At 69.4% G+C, this 14,582-nt stretch carries 14 protein-coding genes; 8 read left to right on the forward strand and 6 right to left on the reverse strand.

Going from position 1 to position 14,582, the window contains the following annotated elements:
* Positions 1–3 precede the first annotated feature (3 nt).
* The 3 genes from CBM2594_RS25110 (at position 4) to fabG (ending at position 3,545) form a co-directional block, all read left to right on the forward strand.
* Positions 4–1,320, forward strand: coding sequence for an MFS transporter (locus tag CBM2594_RS25110; protein ID WP_116359778.1), 1,317 nt, complete (start codon positions 4–6; stop codon positions 1,318–1,320).
* 169 nt (positions 1,321–1,489) lie between these two features.
* A complete protein-coding gene (locus tag CBM2594_RS25115) occupies positions 1,490–2,719 on the forward strand; it encodes an NAD(P)/FAD-dependent oxidoreductase (protein WP_116359472.1) in 1,230 nt (409 codons plus the stop codon).
* A gap of 94 nt (positions 2,720–2,813) precedes the next feature.
* A complete protein-coding gene (gene fabG / locus CBM2594_RS25120; RefSeq protein WP_116359473.1) occupies positions 2,814–3,545 on the forward strand; it encodes a 3-oxoacyl-ACP reductase FabG in 732 nt (243 codons plus the stop codon).
* 18 nt (positions 3,546–3,563) lie between these two features.
* Here the strand turns inward: fabG and CBM2594_RS25125 are convergent, their stop codons facing one another.
* Positions 3,564–4,469, reverse strand: a complete 906-nt coding sequence (locus CBM2594_RS25125) for a LysR family transcriptional regulator (RefSeq protein ID WP_116359474.1) — start codon at positions 4,467–4,469, stop codon at positions 3,564–3,566.
* Between the two features lie 134 nt (positions 4,470–4,603).
* Between CBM2594_RS25125 and CBM2594_RS25130 the strand changes: the two genes are divergently transcribed.
* Complete coding sequence (locus tag CBM2594_RS25130) at positions 4,604–5,911, forward strand: SGNH/GDSL hydrolase family protein (RefSeq protein WP_116359475.1); 1,308 nt, start codon at positions 4,604–4,606, stop codon at positions 5,909–5,911.
* Here the strand turns inward: CBM2594_RS25130 and CBM2594_RS25135 are convergent.
* The 3 genes from CBM2594_RS25135 to CBM2594_RS25145 all read right to left on the reverse strand — a co-directional run bounded on the left by CBM2594_RS25135 (position 5,869) and on the right by CBM2594_RS25145 (position 8,660).
* Entirely contained in the window at positions 5,869–6,522 is a 654-nt protein-coding gene (locus tag CBM2594_RS25135) for a glutathione S-transferase family protein (protein ID WP_116359476.1), read from the reverse strand. The genes CBM2594_RS25130 and CBM2594_RS25135 overlap by 43 nt on opposite strands.
* 41 nt (positions 6,523–6,563) lie before the next feature.
* Positions 6,564–7,520, reverse strand: a complete 957-nt coding sequence (pip, locus tag CBM2594_RS25140) for a prolyl aminopeptidase (RefSeq protein WP_116359477.1) — start codon at positions 7,518–7,520, stop codon at positions 6,564–6,566.
* Positions 7,521–7,772: 252 nt separating this feature from the next.
* Positions 7,773–8,660, reverse strand: a complete 888-nt coding sequence (locus tag CBM2594_RS25145; RefSeq protein WP_116359478.1) for a LysR substrate-binding domain-containing protein — start codon at positions 8,658–8,660, stop codon at positions 7,773–7,775.
* Positions 8,661–8,815: 155 nt separating this feature from the next.
* Between CBM2594_RS25145 and CBM2594_RS25150 the strand changes: the two genes are divergently transcribed.
* Together CBM2594_RS25150 and CBM2594_RS25155 are read left to right on the forward strand one after the other, a co-directional pair.
* Positions 8,816–9,214, forward strand: a complete 399-nt coding sequence (locus tag CBM2594_RS25150) for a RidA family protein (protein WP_116359479.1) — start codon at positions 8,816–8,818, stop codon at positions 9,212–9,214.
* Positions 9,211–10,347 carry an oxidoreductase gene (locus tag CBM2594_RS25155; RefSeq protein ID WP_116359480.1) on the forward strand — a complete coding sequence of 379 codons (1,137 nt, stop codon included), beginning with the start codon at positions 9,211–9,213 and terminating at the stop codon, positions 10,345–10,347. The genes CBM2594_RS25150 and CBM2594_RS25155 overlap by 4 nt, the downstream gene beginning before the upstream one ends.
* Positions 10,348–10,361: 14 nt before the next feature.
* On the opposite strand, the gene CBM2594_RS25160 is transcribed toward CBM2594_RS25155, so the two are convergent.
* The gene (locus CBM2594_RS25160) at positions 10,362–11,360 is read right to left on the reverse strand and encodes an AraC family transcriptional regulator ligand-binding domain-containing protein (protein ID WP_116359779.1); all 999 of its coding nucleotides are present in this window, start codon (positions 11,358–11,360) and stop codon (positions 10,362–10,364) included.
* Between the two features lie 191 nt (positions 11,361–11,551).
* Here CBM2594_RS25160 and CBM2594_RS25165 point away from each other — a divergent pair, with 191 nt between their 5' ends.
* Together CBM2594_RS25165 and CBM2594_RS25170 are read left to right on the forward strand one after the other, a co-directional pair.
* A complete protein-coding gene (locus CBM2594_RS25165) occupies positions 11,552–12,532 on the forward strand; it encodes a quinone oxidoreductase family protein (RefSeq protein WP_116359481.1) in 981 nt (326 codons plus the stop codon).
* A 25-nt stretch (positions 12,533–12,557) separates the two neighbouring features.
* Positions 12,558–13,406: a TauD/TfdA dioxygenase family protein gene (locus CBM2594_RS25170; RefSeq protein ID WP_116359482.1), complete on the forward strand. Its 849-nt coding sequence runs from the start codon at positions 12,558–12,560 to the stop codon at positions 13,404–13,406.
* Between the two features lie 195 nt (positions 13,407–13,601).
* Here CBM2594_RS25170 and CBM2594_RS25175 read toward each other — a convergent pair whose 3' ends face one another.
* Complete coding sequence (locus tag CBM2594_RS25175) at positions 13,602–14,576, reverse strand: Bug family tripartite tricarboxylate transporter substrate binding protein (RefSeq protein ID WP_116359483.1); 975 nt, start codon at positions 14,574–14,576, stop codon at positions 13,602–13,604.
* Positions 14,577–14,582: the final 6 nt, after the last annotated feature.

The raw sequence follows: 14,582 nt of genomic DNA on the forward strand, positions 1-14,582 counted from the left end.
CCGATGACCACCGCGACCCACCAGCACCGGGCGTCTCCTACAGCACCTCCCGCGCCCGGCGCCGCGCATGTCGCGCCCGCGGAAATCGCCACCGGCGTGGTGATCGGCCGCGCCTCGGAGTACTTCGATTTCTTCGTCTACGGCATTGCCTCGGTGCTGGTGTTCCCGGCAGTCTATTTCCCGTTCGCCGACCGGCTCGACGGGCTGCTCTACGCCTTCGCCATCTTCGCGCTGGCCTTTATCGGCCGGCCCTTCGGCACGACGCTGTTCATGCGCATCCAGCGCCGCTGGGGCCGGGGCGTCAAGCTGACCGCGTCGCTGTTCCTGCTGGGCACCGCCACCGTCGGCATCGCCTTCCTGCCCGGCTATGCCTCGCTCGGCCACACCGCGATCATCCTGCTGGCGGTGTTCCGCACGCTGCAGGGCGTGGCCTTCGGCGGCTCATGGGACGGGCTGCCCTCGCTGCTGGCGCTGAACGCGCCCGCGCAACGGCGCGGCTGGTACGCGATGCTGGGGCAGCTGGGCGCGCCCACCGGCTTTATCGTGGCCGGCTCGCTGTTCCTGTTCCTCAACCTCAGCCTGGAGCCGCACGAATTCCTCGCGTGGGGCTGGCGCTATCCGTTCTATGTCGCGTTCGCGATCAACGTGGTGGCGCTGTTCGCGCGGCTGCGCCTGGTGGTGACGCACGAATACACGCAACTGCTGGACGAGGACGAGCTCGAACCGATCAGCACCACCGAGATCGTCAGGAAGCAGGGCTACAACCTGCTGTTGGGCGCGTTCGCCGCGCTGGCGAGCTTTGCGCTGTTCCACCTGGTGACGGTGTTTCCGTTGTCGTGGGTCGCGCTCAATGGCTCGCAGCCGGTCACCGATGTGCTGGCGGTGCAGATCGCCGGCGCCTTCATCGGCATCCTCGGCACCATTGCCTCGGGCATGATCGCCGACCGCATCGGGCGGCGCACCACGCTGGCGCTGATGGCCATCCTGATCGGCATCTTCAGCCTGTTCGCGCCGTGGCTGATGGGCGGCGGCCCGGTGGCGCAGGACCTGTTCATCCTCGTCGGCTTCGGCCTGCTCGGCCTGTCCTACGGCCAGGCCGCCGGCGCCGTGACGTCGAACTTCGAGCGGCGCTTCCGCTACACCGGCGCGGCGCTGACCACCGACATGGCGTGGCTGTTCGGCGCCGGCTTCGCGCCGCTGGTGGCGCTGGGGCTGTCGGCGGAATTCGGCCTGGCCGCCGTGAGCGGCTACCTGCTGTCCGGCGCCGCATGCACGCTGCTGGCGCTGCGCATCAACCGGGCGCTGGGGACGCATGTCTGACGGGCGCGCCGCGCCCGCACGGGTATCGCGGTAAGGTCGCGGCAGCACCCCGGGGACAGGCACCGGCGCGCGCCGTCACGAGCGCTTTCGGCCGTGGCCGAAAGCGACCTGAGTACAATGACGGCCGCCCCAATCCTCCCGTTCCGGATGTGATCCGGAACCGAAGCCTATGAAAACGGAAACCACGGACGTCGTCATCATCGGCGCAGGGCCTGCGGGCTCGGTCGCTGCCGGCTTGCTGCGCAAGCACGGGATTCCGGTGCTGGTGATCGAGAAAGAAACCTTCCCTCGCTTCTCCATCGGCGAAAGCCTGCTGCCGCAAAGCATGGCGTATATCGAGGAAGCCGGCATGCTGCGCGCGGTGGTGGAGGCCGGCTTCCAGTACAAGAACGGCGCCGCGTTCGCGCGCGGCACGCAGCGCACCGCCTTCGACTTCCGCCAGAAGTACTCGCCCGGCTGGGGCACCACCTACCAGGTGCAGCGCGCGCAGTTCGACCACGTGCTGATCCGCGAGGCCGAGCGCCAGGGCGCCGAGGTGCGTTTCTCGCATGTGGTGGAAAACGTCGACGTCAGCGGCGCGCAGCCGCAGGTCACCGTGCGCGCGCCGGACGGCAGCCACTACACCGTGCGCGCGAAGTTCCTGCTCGACGCCTCCGGCTTCGGCCGCATCCTGCCGCGGCTGCTGCAGCTGGAAACGCCGTCGGGCTTTCCGGTGCGCAGCGCGATCTTCACGCACGTGCAGGACCGCATCCCGACCGGCGCGTTCGACCGCAACAAGATCCTGATCAGCGTGCATCCGCGGCACCAGGACGTCTGGTACTGGACCATCCCGTTCTCGGACGGGCGCTGCTCGCAGGGCGTGGTGGCCGAGAAAGCGTTCCTGGACCGCTACACCGGCACCGAAACCGAACGGCTGCAGGCGCTGGTGGCCGAAGAGCCAGGCCTGGCCGCGCTGCTGGCCGACGCGCAATGGGACACGCCGGCGCGCCAGATCGCGGGCTACTCGGCCAATGTGAAGTCGCTGTGGGGCAACGGCTACGCGCTGCTCGGCAACGCCGGCGAGTTCCTCGACCCGGTGTTCTCGTCCGGCGTCACCATCGCCTTCAAGTCGGCCAGCCTGGCGGCGCAATGCCTGGTGCGCCAGCTGCGCGGCGAGACCGTGGACTGGGAGCAGGACTTCGCGCGTCCGCTCAAGGCCGGCGTGGACTGCTTCCGCGTGTTTGTCGAGGCCTGGTATGAAGGGCGTTTCCAGAAGCTGATCTTCCACCCCAACGCCACCTCGGAAATCCGCGACATGATCTCGGCGATCCTGGCCGGCTATGCGTGGGACCGCGACAACCCCTTCGTCAAGGAACCGCGGCGCCGGCTGGCGGTGCTCGAAGAATTCTGCAGCGTCTGATGCCCCGCGCCAGCGCTTGCGCGCGCGGGGATCGCGCCCATGTCACCGTATGCCAGCCTGCGCACGCGCAGGCGTTTCTGCCAGGATCACAGCCATGAGCCATCCCACCGTGCTAGTCACGGGTTCGTCGCGCGGCATCGGCCGCGCCATTGCGCTGCGGCTGGCCCGCGACGGCTATGACGTGGTGGTGCACTGCCGCGCGCGCCGCGACGAGGCCGACTCGGTTGCCGACGCGGTGCGCGCGTGCGGGCGCAAGGCGCGCGTGCTGTGCTTCGACGTGGCGCGCCGCGAAGACGCCGCCAACGCGCTGCTGAGCGATATCGCCGCGCATGGCTGCTACTACGGCGTGGTCTGCAACGCCGGCCTGGCGCGCGACGCCGCCTTCCCGGCCATGACCGGCGCCGAATGGGACGAGGTGGTGCACACCAACCTCGACGCCTTCTACAACGTGCTCAACCCGGTGGTGATGCCGATGGTGCAGCGCCGCCAGCCGGGCCGCATCGTCACGCTGTCGTCGGTGTCGGGGCTGGTGGGCAACCGCGGCCAGGCCAACTACAGCGCGGCCAAGGCCGGCATCATCGGCGCCACCAAGGCGCTGGCGATCGAACTGGCCAAGCGCGCGATCACCGTCAACTGCGTCGCGCCGGGCCTGATCGACACCGACATGGTCGCGCCGCACGTGCGCGACGAAGCGCTGCGCATGATCCCGGCGCGGCGCATGGGCACGCCCGAGGAAGTCGCCGCCACGGTTGCCTTCCTGCTGTCGCCGGATGCGGGCTATATCACGCGGCAGGTGATTTCGGTCAACGGCGGCATGTTCGGCTGAGTTGCCGCCGGCGTTCCGTCAGGGCGCATCGAAGCCGGGCAGCGCCGCGATGCCGGCCGCCAGGAAGTCCATCAGCACCCGCACCCGCGCCGGCTGGTAGCGCCGCGTCGGACTGACCAGGAAGGCCTCCTGCGCCGGGCCGCTCCAGCGCGGCAGCACCCGCCGCAGCGCGCCGCTGTCGAGCAGGTCCTGCACCAGCCACGCCGGCGTCATGCCAAAGCCGGCACCGGCAACAAAGCTCTCGCGCATCGCCAGCGAGTTGTTGACGCGATAGCGGCACGGCGCGCTCACCAGCGCCTGCCCGCCGGGGCCGTCCAGCACGATGTCGTCGCCCGCGGCGAGCCAGCTGAAGCGCAGGATCTGGTGGCGCGCCAGGTCGGCCGGCTGCCGGATTCTCGGATGCCGCGCCAGGTAGTCCGGCGCTGCCACCAGCAGGCGCTGCGACACCGCGATACGGCGCGCCACCACATGCGGCGGCAGCGTGGCGCCTAGGCGCACCGCCACGTCGACACCGGCCTCGACCAGGTCGACGAAGCGGTCGTCGAACAGCAGTTCCACCTCGACCTCCGGATAGCGCTGCTGGAACGCCAGCACCAGCGCATTGAGCCGCAGCACGCCGAAGCTGGCGGGCGCGCTGACGCGCACGCGGCCCGCGGGCTGGTCGCTGGTGCCGCGCGCCTCGCCGACGGCCTCGCCGTATTCGTCCAGCACGCGCCGCGCGCGCGCGTAGAAGCGCCGTCCGGCCTCGGTCGGCGCCAGGCTGGTGGTGCTGCGCGCCAGCAGGCGCACGCCCAGGTCGCGCTCCAATGCGGCGACGATCTTGCTGACAGTCGGCTGCGTCGACTGCTGCTCGCGCGCCACCGCCGACAGGCTGCCCAGCTCCACCGCGCGCACGAAGACCTGCATTGCCCGGATGGTGTCCATGCCGCTCCTTGTTCGTCATCATTCCGGATTGGAATGAGCAATATGCCATTTTGCCTGCTACCTGGCATGAGTGGAATGGCCTAATTTTGGCGCCATGCCGGCACCGTTGCCGGTCCACCCACCAGGACCGACCCATGTTTTCCGATCTTCGTTTCCTGCGCCGCGCCGCGGCGCTGACCCTCGCCACCGCCATCGCCAGCAGCGCAGCGCTCGCCAGCCCGTTGCAGGCGCGCGGCTGGCTGACCAGCTGGATGGCGAGCCAGCAGCCCGTATGGCAGCCCGACGCCCTGCCGCTGCCGACCGGCGTGCCTGCCGTGCTGGCGGACCAGACGGTGCGCCAGGTGGTGCGGCTGAGCGTGGGTGCGGGGCGCGTGCGCGTGGTGCTGTCGAACCCTTACGGGCGGGAGCCGGTCGTGGTCGGCGCCGCGCAGCTCGCACCGCATGCCGGCGGCGGCCGCATCGACCGCGCCGGCAGCCGCGCCGTGACCTTCGGCGGCAGCGCAATGGTGACCATCCCGGCGGGCCAGTCCGTGGCCAGCGATGCGATCGCGCTCGAGACGCCGGCGCTGGGCGAACTCGCGCTCAGCCTCTACCTGCCGCAGCGCACCGCGATCGAATCGTTCCATTGGGATGGCCGCCAGACCGCATGGCTGGCGGCGGGCAACGCGACCGCGCAAGCCATGCTGCCTGCGCCGCAGACGTTCAGCGCGCGCGTGCTGCTGAGCGAGGTGCAGGTCGAAGCGCCGGCGGCCGCGGGCGCCGTGGTCGCGATCGGCGATTCGATCACCGAAGGCAACGGCTCCACCCCCGACACCAACCGGCGCTGGCCGGACCTGCTGGCGCAGCGTCTGGCCGCCGACGGCGTGGCCGTGCTCAACGCCGGCATTTCCGGCGGCCGGCTGCTGCGCGACGGCATGGGCGTGTCCGCGCTGGCGCGGCTGGACCGCGACGTGCTGAGCCAGCCGCAGGTGCGCACCGTGATCGCGGCCATCGGCATCAACGATGTCGCGTGGCCGGGCTCGACCTTCGCGCCGCACGACGCCGTGCCGCAGGCCGGCGAACTGATCGCGGGCTACCGCCGCCTGATCGCGGCGGCGCATGCGCGCGGCGTGCGCGTGATCGGCGCCACCATCACGCCGTTTGCCGGGGCGCTGCGCGATACGCCGATCCGCGGCTATGACAGCCCGGGCAAGGAAGCCGTGCGGCTGGCCGTCAACGACTGGATCCGCCATGGCGGCGCGTTCGATGCGGTGGTGGATTTCGACGCGGCGGTGCGCGACCCCGCGCGCCCGCAGGCGCTGCTGCCGGCATTCGACAGCGGCGACCACCTGCATCCGGGCGATGCCGGCTATCGCGCCATGGCGGCGCAGTTCGACCTGGCTCTGCCCGGCCTTGCCGCTCAGTCCCGGTCCGGCGCACCCGGTGGGAACAGCGGGCGATAGGGCCGCGCCTCGTCCACCGCGCGCGCGAACGACGGCCGTGCCAGCAGCCGGTTGCGATAGGCGCGCACGTTGCCGCATGCCGGCGGGATCGGCTGCACCCAGTCCGCATAGAACAGCGACGGCGCGGCGGCGCAGTCCGCCAGCGTGAAGGCATCGCCCGCGGCCCATTGCCGTGCCGCCAGTTCGGTCTCCAGCCACGCATAGGCCGAGTCCAGCAGCTTGCGGTGCTCGGCCACGCCGTACGGGTCGCGGTTCGCCGCGGGACGCAGGTAGTCGGCCACGATGCGCTGCATCGGCGTCATCACGTACTGGTCGAAGAAGCGGTCGAGCAGGCGCACCTTCAGCGCCGCGTCGGGCGACTCCGGCAGCCAGCGCACCGGGCCGCGGTGATGCTGGTCCAGGTATTCGACGATGATGCTGGACTCGAACACCGCGCGGCCGTCGTCGACCAGCATCGGCATGCGCCGCAGCGGCCAGCGCCTGCCGAGTTCGTCCATGTGCTGCGCATGGTCGGGCGACAGCATGCGGAATTCGAAGGGGGTCGCGTTCTCGTACAACGCCACGAGGACCTTCTGGCAATAGGACGAAAACGGGTGGGCGTACAGCTCCATCGTGCTCTCCGGTGGGATCTTCGGTGGTGGTCGGCGCGCGACTACTGCTGCGCCGCGAAGCGATCGGTCGCGGCGATCAGCTGGTCCATGATGCCCGGCTCGGTCCACGCATGGCCGGCGCCTTCGATCAGGTGGAAATCGGCCTGCGGCCAGGCCTGGTGCAGCGCATAGGCATAGCGCACCGGGCACGGCATGTCATAGCGGCCGTGCACGATCACGCCGGGGATATCGGCCAGCTTGTGCGCGTCGCGCAGCAGCTGCCCCTCTTCCAGCCAGCAGCGATGCGTGAAGTAATGGTTTTCCAGCCGGGCGAAAGCCAGCGCGAAGTGCCCGTCGTCATGCCTGGCGCTATTGCTCGCGTCCGGCAGCAAGGTGATGGTCTCGCCTTCCCACACGCTCCACGCGCGTGCTGCCTCGACCTGCTTGTCCTGGTCGGGGCCGGTCAGCAGCTTGCGGTACGCCGCCATCATGTTGCCGCGCTCGGCCTCCGGCACCGGCGCCTGGAAGCGCGCCCATTTGTCCGGGAACATCTCGGACACGCCGTACTGGTAGTACCAGTCCAGCTCCGCCTGCGACACCGTGTAGATGCCGCGCAGCACCAGCTCGCTCACGCGCCGCGGGTGCTTCTGCGCATAGGCCAGCGCCAGCGTCGAGCCCCACGATCCGCCGAACACCAGCCAGCGCTCCATCCCGGCCAGCACGCGCAGCCGCTCGATATCGTCGACCAGGTGCCAGGTGGTGTTGGCCTCCAGCCCCGCATGCGGGGTCGAGCGCCCGCAGCCGCGCTGGTCGAACAGCAGCACGTCATAGCGCGCCGGGTCGAACAGCCGCCGATGGTCGGCCGAAATCCCGCCGCCGGGCCCGCCATGCAGGAACACCGCCGGCTTGGCGCCGGGCGTGCCCACGCGCTCGTAGTAGACGACGTGCCCGTCGCCGACATCCAGCGTGCCGGTTTGATAGGGCTCGATTACGGGGTAGAGGGTGCGCAGGGCGGGCATCGGTGGGTCTCCGGAGAACGGGGGTCATAGTGTACGGCGGAGGGATCTCGCAGCGCACGCAGCCCGCCGCTAGACGCGGTCGATCCGGCTGCTTGAAGGCCCTGGCGTCGAAGGCGACGCGCATGCCAGCCAGGCTGTCAATCAGAAGCCACGGCGAGAAACCGGTGGGGGATGTGTTCAATCGATGCTCCCGCGCGACAGGTCGATATTGACCAGTGGTTCAACGTTGCGTCACGGTACCGCAGGCAGGCCCTAAGCGGCGAACGCGGCCTTCACCCAATCCCGCAACAACCGCGTAGCCGGACGCTCCGCCGCCCGCTCGCTGTACACCAGGTCATAGCGAAAACTCTCCAGCGCCAGGTCAAAAGGCTGCACCAACGCGCCCGACGCCAGTTCTTCCGCCACCAGCGTCAGGCTGAGCAGGCCCACGCCCTGCCCGGCGATGGTGGCCTGCACCGCGTGGATCTCGTCGGTGAAGCGCAGGCCCGCCTGCGGATCGGCGATTTCCACGCCGGCCTGCGCCAGCCAATGGCGCCAGACCGGCGCGCGCTCGTCGTCGCGCGCGGCGGTGCTCCATTCGAAGTGGACCAGCGTGGCGTGCTTCAGGTCCTGCGCGGTGGCCGGTTTCAGCGCGGGACTGCAGACCGGCGCAAAGCGGTCGCGAAACAGCGGTTCGACCACCAGGCCCGGATAGCTGCCGCTGCCGTAGCGGATCGCCGCGTCGGCATCCTGGTCCAGGTCGACGATCTGGTCCGAGGCGTCGAGGCGCAGCGTCCAGTCCGGATGCGCGGCCCGGAACCGGCCGGCAAGCGGCGCGAGCCGCCTGGCCATGAACGCCACCGTCGAAGTCAGCGTTGCCACGTGCGGGCGGCCGCTGCGCTGCACCGCCAGCACGGCGCGCTCCATGCCGTCGAGGCCGTCCCGCACTGCCGGAAACAGCTGGTGCCCGGCCGCGGTCAGCCGCACCTTGCGGGTCTGGCGCTCGAACAGCTTCACGCCCAGGCTCTCTTCCAGCAAGCGGATCTGGTGGCTGATCGCCGTCGGCGTGACGTGCAGTTCGTCGGCGGCGTGCTTGAAGCTGGCGCGGCGGGCGGCGGCTTCAAAGGCGCGCAGGGCGCCGAGGGCCGGCAGTTTGCGCAAGGCGTCTCCATGGATAAGTTTGGCTCATGTATCGGCTGAGAAGCGGCCATTTGTCGCGGCCGATGGCAGCTTCGATACTCCGAATATCGACAGGCAAGCAGACGGCGAGCCAGTCGATCAGATGAATTCTACTAAACCATTCACCGGAGTCCGCAATGCACCTGGAACAAGTCCACACCCAGCCCGATCCCTATGCACCCTACCTGCTGTCCCAGGCCATCCGCGCCGGCGGCCTGCTGTTCGTTTCCGGGCAGGCCGGGGTAGGCGACGATGGCGCCATCGTCGGCCGCGGCGACTTCGACGCGCAGGCCGAACAGGCGTTCAGCAATCTCAGGCGTGCGCTGCAGGGGGGCGGTTCGGGGCTGGACCGGGTGGCCAAGGTGACGATCTTTTTGACGTCGATGGAACACTTCCCGAAGATCGTCGAACTTCGCCGCAAGTGGTTCTCCGCCCCCTATCCGGCCGATACCATCGTCGAGGTCTCGGCACTGTATTCGCCGGACGCGATGATCGAGATCGAAGCCATCGCGGTGGTCACGGAGGCCGCGCAATGACCACGCCCGCCGCGCCCTCACTGTTCGATACGCTGGCGCTGAACGGCGTGCCGCTGCGCAACCGGCTCGCGGTGGCGCCGATGACGCGCATCAGCGCCACCGACGATGGCGTCCCCACCGACGCCATGCGCCGCTACTACGCGGGTTTTGCGCGCGGGGGCTTTGGCCTGGTCGTCAGCGAGGGCATCTATACCGACCGGGCCTATGCGCAGGGCTATGCCGGCCAGCCGGGATTGACCAATGCGCAGCAGGTGCAGGCCTGGCGCGGCATCGTGGACGCGGTCCACCAGTCGGGCGGGCGCATGGTCGCGCAGCTGATGCATGCGGGGGCGCTGTCGCAGGCCAACCGCTTCCGCGACGATACGGTCGGGCCTTCGGCCGTGCAGCCGAGGGGCCTGCAACTGACCGTTTATGGCGGCACGGGCGCATTCCGGATGCCGCGCGCGATGGCCGAGGCCGAGATCCTGCAGGCCATCGACGGCTTTGCGCAAGCGGCGCGGCTGGCGCGCGAAGCGGGATTCGACGGCGTGGAGATTCACGGCGCCAACGGCTACCTGATCGACCAGTTCCTCAACGGCCATACCAACCTGCGCCAGGACGCGTGGGGCGGCGGCATCGCGCAGCGCACGCGCCTGCTGCGCGAGACGATCGGCGCGGTGCGCGCCGCGGCGGGGACGGACTTCGTCGTCGGCATGCGCATCTCGCAAGCGAAGGTGAATGATTTCACCTACAAGTGGCCCGAAGGCGCGGAGGGCGTGGCCGCGGTCTTCGCCGCCGTTGCAGCGAGCGGCGTGGACTATCTGCATGTGACCGAGCACCAGGCCTGGCAGCCCGCCTTCGCGGACGACGGCGCAACGCTGGTGCAGCTTGCACGCCGTGCCGCACCGGGGCTGCCGATCATGGCCAACGGCAGCCTGCATGAGCCATCGCGCGCAGCCGGCCTGCTGGACGATGGCGCGACGCTGGTCGCACTCGGACGCGGCGCGCTGGCGAATCCGGACTGGCCGGTGCTGGTGCGCAAGGGTCAGCCGGTGCGCCCGTTCGATGCGGCCGTTCTCGCGCCGCTGGGCAATATCAAGGATGCCGAGCTGGCGCTGCGCGAAGCACGCCGCCCGGCGGTCACGCCAGGCTGACGGCATCGCCCGCGCTAGCGCTGCGAGCGATCCCTGCGCCAGCTGGCGGGCGCCATCCCGAACTGCGCAGAAAACCACCGTGTAAACGAACTGGCCGACCCATACCCCAGCAACTGCGACACCCGCAGCAGCGAATAGCGCGGATTCTCCACGTACCGTCGCGCCAGTTCGCGCCGCACGTCGTTCAGGATCTCAGTAAAGGTCTCGCCCGCGTCGTCGAGCTGGCGCTGCATGGTGCGCAGGCTCAGGCCCAGACCCTGCGCCACGGCCTCGCAGGTGGCGCGGCCCATCGGCAGCATCAGGTAGATGGCGGCGCGCACTTCATGGCCGATGGACTGCGGGTTGGCGCGCGGCAGCGTGTCGATGAACTGCTGCGCATAGCGTGCCATGACCGGGTCCGCCGTCGGGTTCGGCGCGTCGAGGTCGGCCGCGCGGCAGATGATGCCATTGCAGTCCGCGTTGAATTCCAGCGGGCAACCGAACAGGCGGCGATGGATGCGCAGGTCGGCCGGCGCCGCATGCGTGAAGCTCACGCCGATCGGCTGCCAGCGCGGGCCCAGCAGCAGCGCGCACATGCGGAACACGACGCCGATGGCCAGCTCGGTGGCCTGCCGCGAGGGCGCGTCGCTGAGTACTTCCTGCCGGATGATCACGGCGCTGCCGGCATCCTCGAGCAGCAGCGCCACCGAGTCGTTGACCAGGTGCCGGTAGCGGATGGTGGTGGCCAGCGCGGCGCGCAGCGTGGGCTGCTGGCTGATCAAGAGGCTCATCACGCCAAAGTCCGACAGCTGGCGCGACTCCGCCATGCGCAGCCCGAAGGTCGGGCAGGCCGAGGCCTGCGCGGCGGCTTCCAGCAGTGCCACGCAGGCGCTGAGCGGGACGCGCTGGTCGGGATCGTCCAGCCAGGCCCGCCGCAGCCGCGCCTGGCGCAGCAACGGCTGCGGATCCAGGCCGAGGTCACGCGAAACCTCGAGGAAGTTGGTCAGTGCGGCTGCACGTATCAGGGTTTCCAAGCCAGCGTTGCCTTGCGGTGAGATGTCGGTCGGGGGCGCGGTCTGCCCGCCCGCAGCCGCGATCATAGAGCCGCATGGCATGAAATGCAAAGTCATCGGTAGCCAATGCAAAGCCGGCCGGGGCGGCAATCTCTACAGTTTCCTGCAGCTGCAGCGTGTTCTGCACCAACCAGATTCCAGGAGACAAGACCATGGCAAACGTTGTCCGCATGTACGAGACCGGCGGCCCCGAAGTGCTGCGCTACGAACAGATGGAAGTGGGCGATCCGGGCCCGGGACAGGTCCGCATCCGCCACGTGGCGGTGGGACTGAACTACGCCGACACCTACTTCCGCAATGGCACCTATCCCGTGCCGCTGCCCAGCGGCATGGGCGTGGAGGCCGCCGGCGTGGTGGTGTCCGTCGGCCCGGGCGTGACCAACGTGGCGGCGGGCGACCGCGTCACCTACACCGGCTTCGTCAACACGCTGGGCGCCTACAGCACCGAGCGCCTGGTGCCGGCCGCGCCGCTGATCCGCCTGCCGGAGAGCATCGCCTTCGAAACCGCCGCGGCCATGACCATGCGCGGGCTGACCTCTGCCTACCTGATGCGCCGCATCTATCCGTTCAGCCAGGGCGACACCATCCTGCTGCATGCCGCGGCGGGCGGGGTCGGGCTGATCGTGTCGCAGTGGGCCAAGCTGCTGGGCCTGACCGTGATCGGAACGGTGTCCACCGAAGCCAAGGCCGAAGTGGCGCTTGCGCACGGCTGCGACCACATCATCTATTACACCCGCGAAGACGTGGCCAAGCGCGTGCGCGAGCTGACCGACGGCGTGGGGGTCTCGGTGGTATTCGACAGCGTCGGCAAGACCACCTTCATGGCGTCGCTGGATTCGCTCAAGCGGCGCGGCACCATGGTGTGCGTGGGCACCGCATCGGGCCCGGTTCCGCCGTTCGACCCGGTGCTGCTGGCGATGAAGGGCTCGCTGTTCCTGACGCGCCCGGCGCTGGCCGACTACATCGCCGACCCCGCGGAGAAGCAGGCGCTGGCGGGCGAGTTGTTCGACCACGTGGGCGCGGGCCGCATCCGCATCGGCATCAACCAGCGCTATGCGCTGGAAGACGCGGTGCAGGCGCACCAGGACCTGGAGGCGCGCCGCACCACCGGTTCGTCGATCTTCGTCATCTGAGAACAACAACAGAGGAGACCACACCATGCATGCAGAACCCCTGACCTGCACCATCGGCGCCGAACTGTTCGGCGTCAGCCTGGCCGATGCGTCACGCGACGCCGGCCTGTTCGCCGAGATCAAGGCGCTGCTGCTGCAGCACAAGGTGCTGTTCCTGCGCGACCAGGACATCACCCGCGCCGAACACGTTGCCTTTGCCCGCCGCTTCGGCGAACTGGAAGACCACCCGGTGGTGGGCAGCGACCCGGAACACCCGGGCCTGGTGCAGATCTACAAGTCGCCCGACAGCAAGGTCGAGCACTACGAGAACTCCTTCCATTGCGACGCCACCTGGCGCCAGGCGCCGCCGATGGGCTGCGTGCTGCGCTGCGTGGAAACGCCGGCAGTGGGCGGCGACACCATCTGGGTGAACATGGGCGAGGCCTACCGGCGCCTGCCGCAGGACATCAAGGCCCGCATCGAAGGCCTGCGCGCCAAGCACAGCATCGAACACACCTTCGGCGCCAATATGCCGCCGGATAAGCGTGCCGCGCTGGCCGCGCAGTTCCCGATGGTCGAGCATCCCGTGGTGCGCACCCACCCGGAGACGGGCGAGAAGGTCCTGTTCGTCAACGCCTTCACCTCGCACTTTGCCAACTACCACCGCGACGACGTGGTCCGCTTCGGCAAGGACTTCATGCCCGGCGCGGGCGATCTGCTGCACTACCTGTGCGCGCAGGCGGAAGTCCCCGAGTACCAGGTGCGCTGGCGCTGGAAGAAGCACAGCGTGGCGATCTGGGACAACCGCTGCACCCAGCATTACGCGGTGCAGGACTATGCGCCCACGGTGCGCAAGATGGAGCGCGCCGGGATCATCGGCGACGTGCCGTTCTGATGGAGGCGGACGTGCAACCAAACCCTGTGTCTGCGGCGCCGCAGGCTTACGCCTGTCCCCTGGTCGTCAGGCAACTGCTGCTCGGTTCGCTGTCGTTCTAGACGAATCGATGCACGACGTGCCGCGCGACGGCCAGCAGGCAGAAGAAAGGGCAGCCTCGGATGAGGCTGCCCTTTTGCGTTGCCGGGAACTGACTCAGGGCTGGATATTGAACGCCTTGACGATGCTGGCATTGCGCTCGAACTCCGCGCGCACGGATTCGCCCAGTTGCGGCAGGGGCTGCGCCGGCAGCGGCTCATAGCCGAGCGCCTCCATCCGGTCACGCACCTTGGCGGAAGCCGCGGCCTTGTAGGCAGCCGCGTGGATCTTCTCGGCCAGTTCGGGCGACAGCTTCGACGACGCAATCACGCCCACCCAGTTGCTGAACTCCATGTCGGGGTAACCCATTTCCGCAAAGGTCGGCACCTGCGGCAGCAGCGCCGAGCGGCTCTTCGACGCCACGGCATAGACCTGCACCTTGCCGGCACGGATCATCGGCAGCGAGGTCACCATGCCGTCGTACATCACCGCGATCTGATTGCCCATCACCTGCGTCAGCGCCGGCGCGGAACCGGCGAAGGGCACGTGCTGCAGGTCCAGCCCGGCCTTCTGGTTCATGATCATGCCGGCGTAGTGCGAAGCGGTGCCGGCGCTGTACGAGGCAAAGCTGAGCTTGCCCGGATTGGCCCGGGCGTAGCTGACCAGGCCCTTCAGGTCCCTGGCCGGCAGGCCAGGCGCGCCGATCATCACCATGCGCGAACGCGCCACGGCGGCGACGGGCCTGATGTCTTTGAGCGGGTCGAACGGCTGCTTGAGCACATGCGGGATCTCGGTCAGCACATTGCTGGCGGTGACCATGATGGTCTGGCCATCGGCGGGCGCGGCCAGCATGGTGGTGATGGCGATGCCGCCGCCGGCGCCGGGCTTGTTGTCGACCAACACGGGGTGGCCGAGGTCGGCCGACAACTGGTCCGCCAGCAGCCGGGCGAGTACGTCCATGGTGCCGCCGGCCGGGGCCGGCACCAGCATCCGGACCGGCTTGCCGGTCCAGGCCAGCGCGGAGGGCACGGCCAGCGCAAGGCTGGCCGCGGCGGCGGCGATGCGCAGCAGGAAGGCGGGGCGGGTGCTCATGTTGTC

It is taken from the genome of Cupriavidus taiwanensis (assembly GCF_900249755.1).
GTDB lineage: Bacteria > Pseudomonadota > Gammaproteobacteria > Burkholderiales > Burkholderiaceae > Cupriavidus > Cupriavidus taiwanensis_D.

What these genes read in the sequence shown, in the direction of transcription:
- CBM2594_RS25175 (WP_116359483.1), bottom strand. Translation starts at nt 14,576, where the DNA reads ATGAGCACCCGCCCCGCCTTCCTGCTGCGCATCGCCGCCGCCGCGGCC.
- CBM2594_RS25110 (WP_116359778.1), top strand. Translation starts at nt 4, where the DNA reads ATGACCACCGCGACCCACCAGCACCGGGCGTCTCCTACAGCACCTCCC.
- CBM2594_RS25155 (WP_116359480.1), top strand. Translation starts at nt 9,211, where the DNA reads ATGACCACGCCCGCCGCGCCCTCACTGTTCGATACGCTGGCGCTGAAC.
- CBM2594_RS25115 (WP_116359472.1), top strand. Translation starts at nt 1,490, where the DNA reads ATGAAAACGGAAACCACGGACGTCGTCATCATCGGCGCAGGGCCTGCG.
- pip (WP_116359477.1), bottom strand. Translation starts at nt 7,520, where the DNA reads ATGCCCGCCCTGCGCACCCTCTACCCCGTAATCGAGCCCTATCAAACC.
- CBM2594_RS25165 (WP_116359481.1), top strand. Translation starts at nt 11,552, where the DNA reads ATGGCAAACGTTGTCCGCATGTACGAGACCGGCGGCCCCGAAGTGCTG.
- fabG (WP_116359473.1), top strand. Translation starts at nt 2,814, where the DNA reads ATGAGCCATCCCACCGTGCTAGTCACGGGTTCGTCGCGCGGCATCGGC.
- CBM2594_RS25130 (WP_116359475.1), top strand. Translation starts at nt 4,604, where the DNA reads ATGTTTTCCGATCTTCGTTTCCTGCGCCGCGCCGCGGCGCTGACCCTC.
- CBM2594_RS25170 (WP_116359482.1), top strand. Translation starts at nt 12,558, where the DNA reads ATGCATGCAGAACCCCTGACCTGCACCATCGGCGCCGAACTGTTCGGC.
- CBM2594_RS25150 (WP_116359479.1), top strand. Translation starts at nt 8,816, where the DNA reads ATGCACCTGGAACAAGTCCACACCCAGCCCGATCCCTATGCACCCTAC.
- CBM2594_RS25125 (WP_116359474.1), bottom strand. Translation starts at nt 4,469, where the DNA reads ATGGACACCATCCGGGCAATGCAGGTCTTCGTGCGCGCGGTGGAGCTG.
- CBM2594_RS25135 (WP_116359476.1), bottom strand. Translation starts at nt 6,522, where the DNA reads ATGGAGCTGTACGCCCACCCGTTTTCGTCCTATTGCCAGAAGGTCCTC.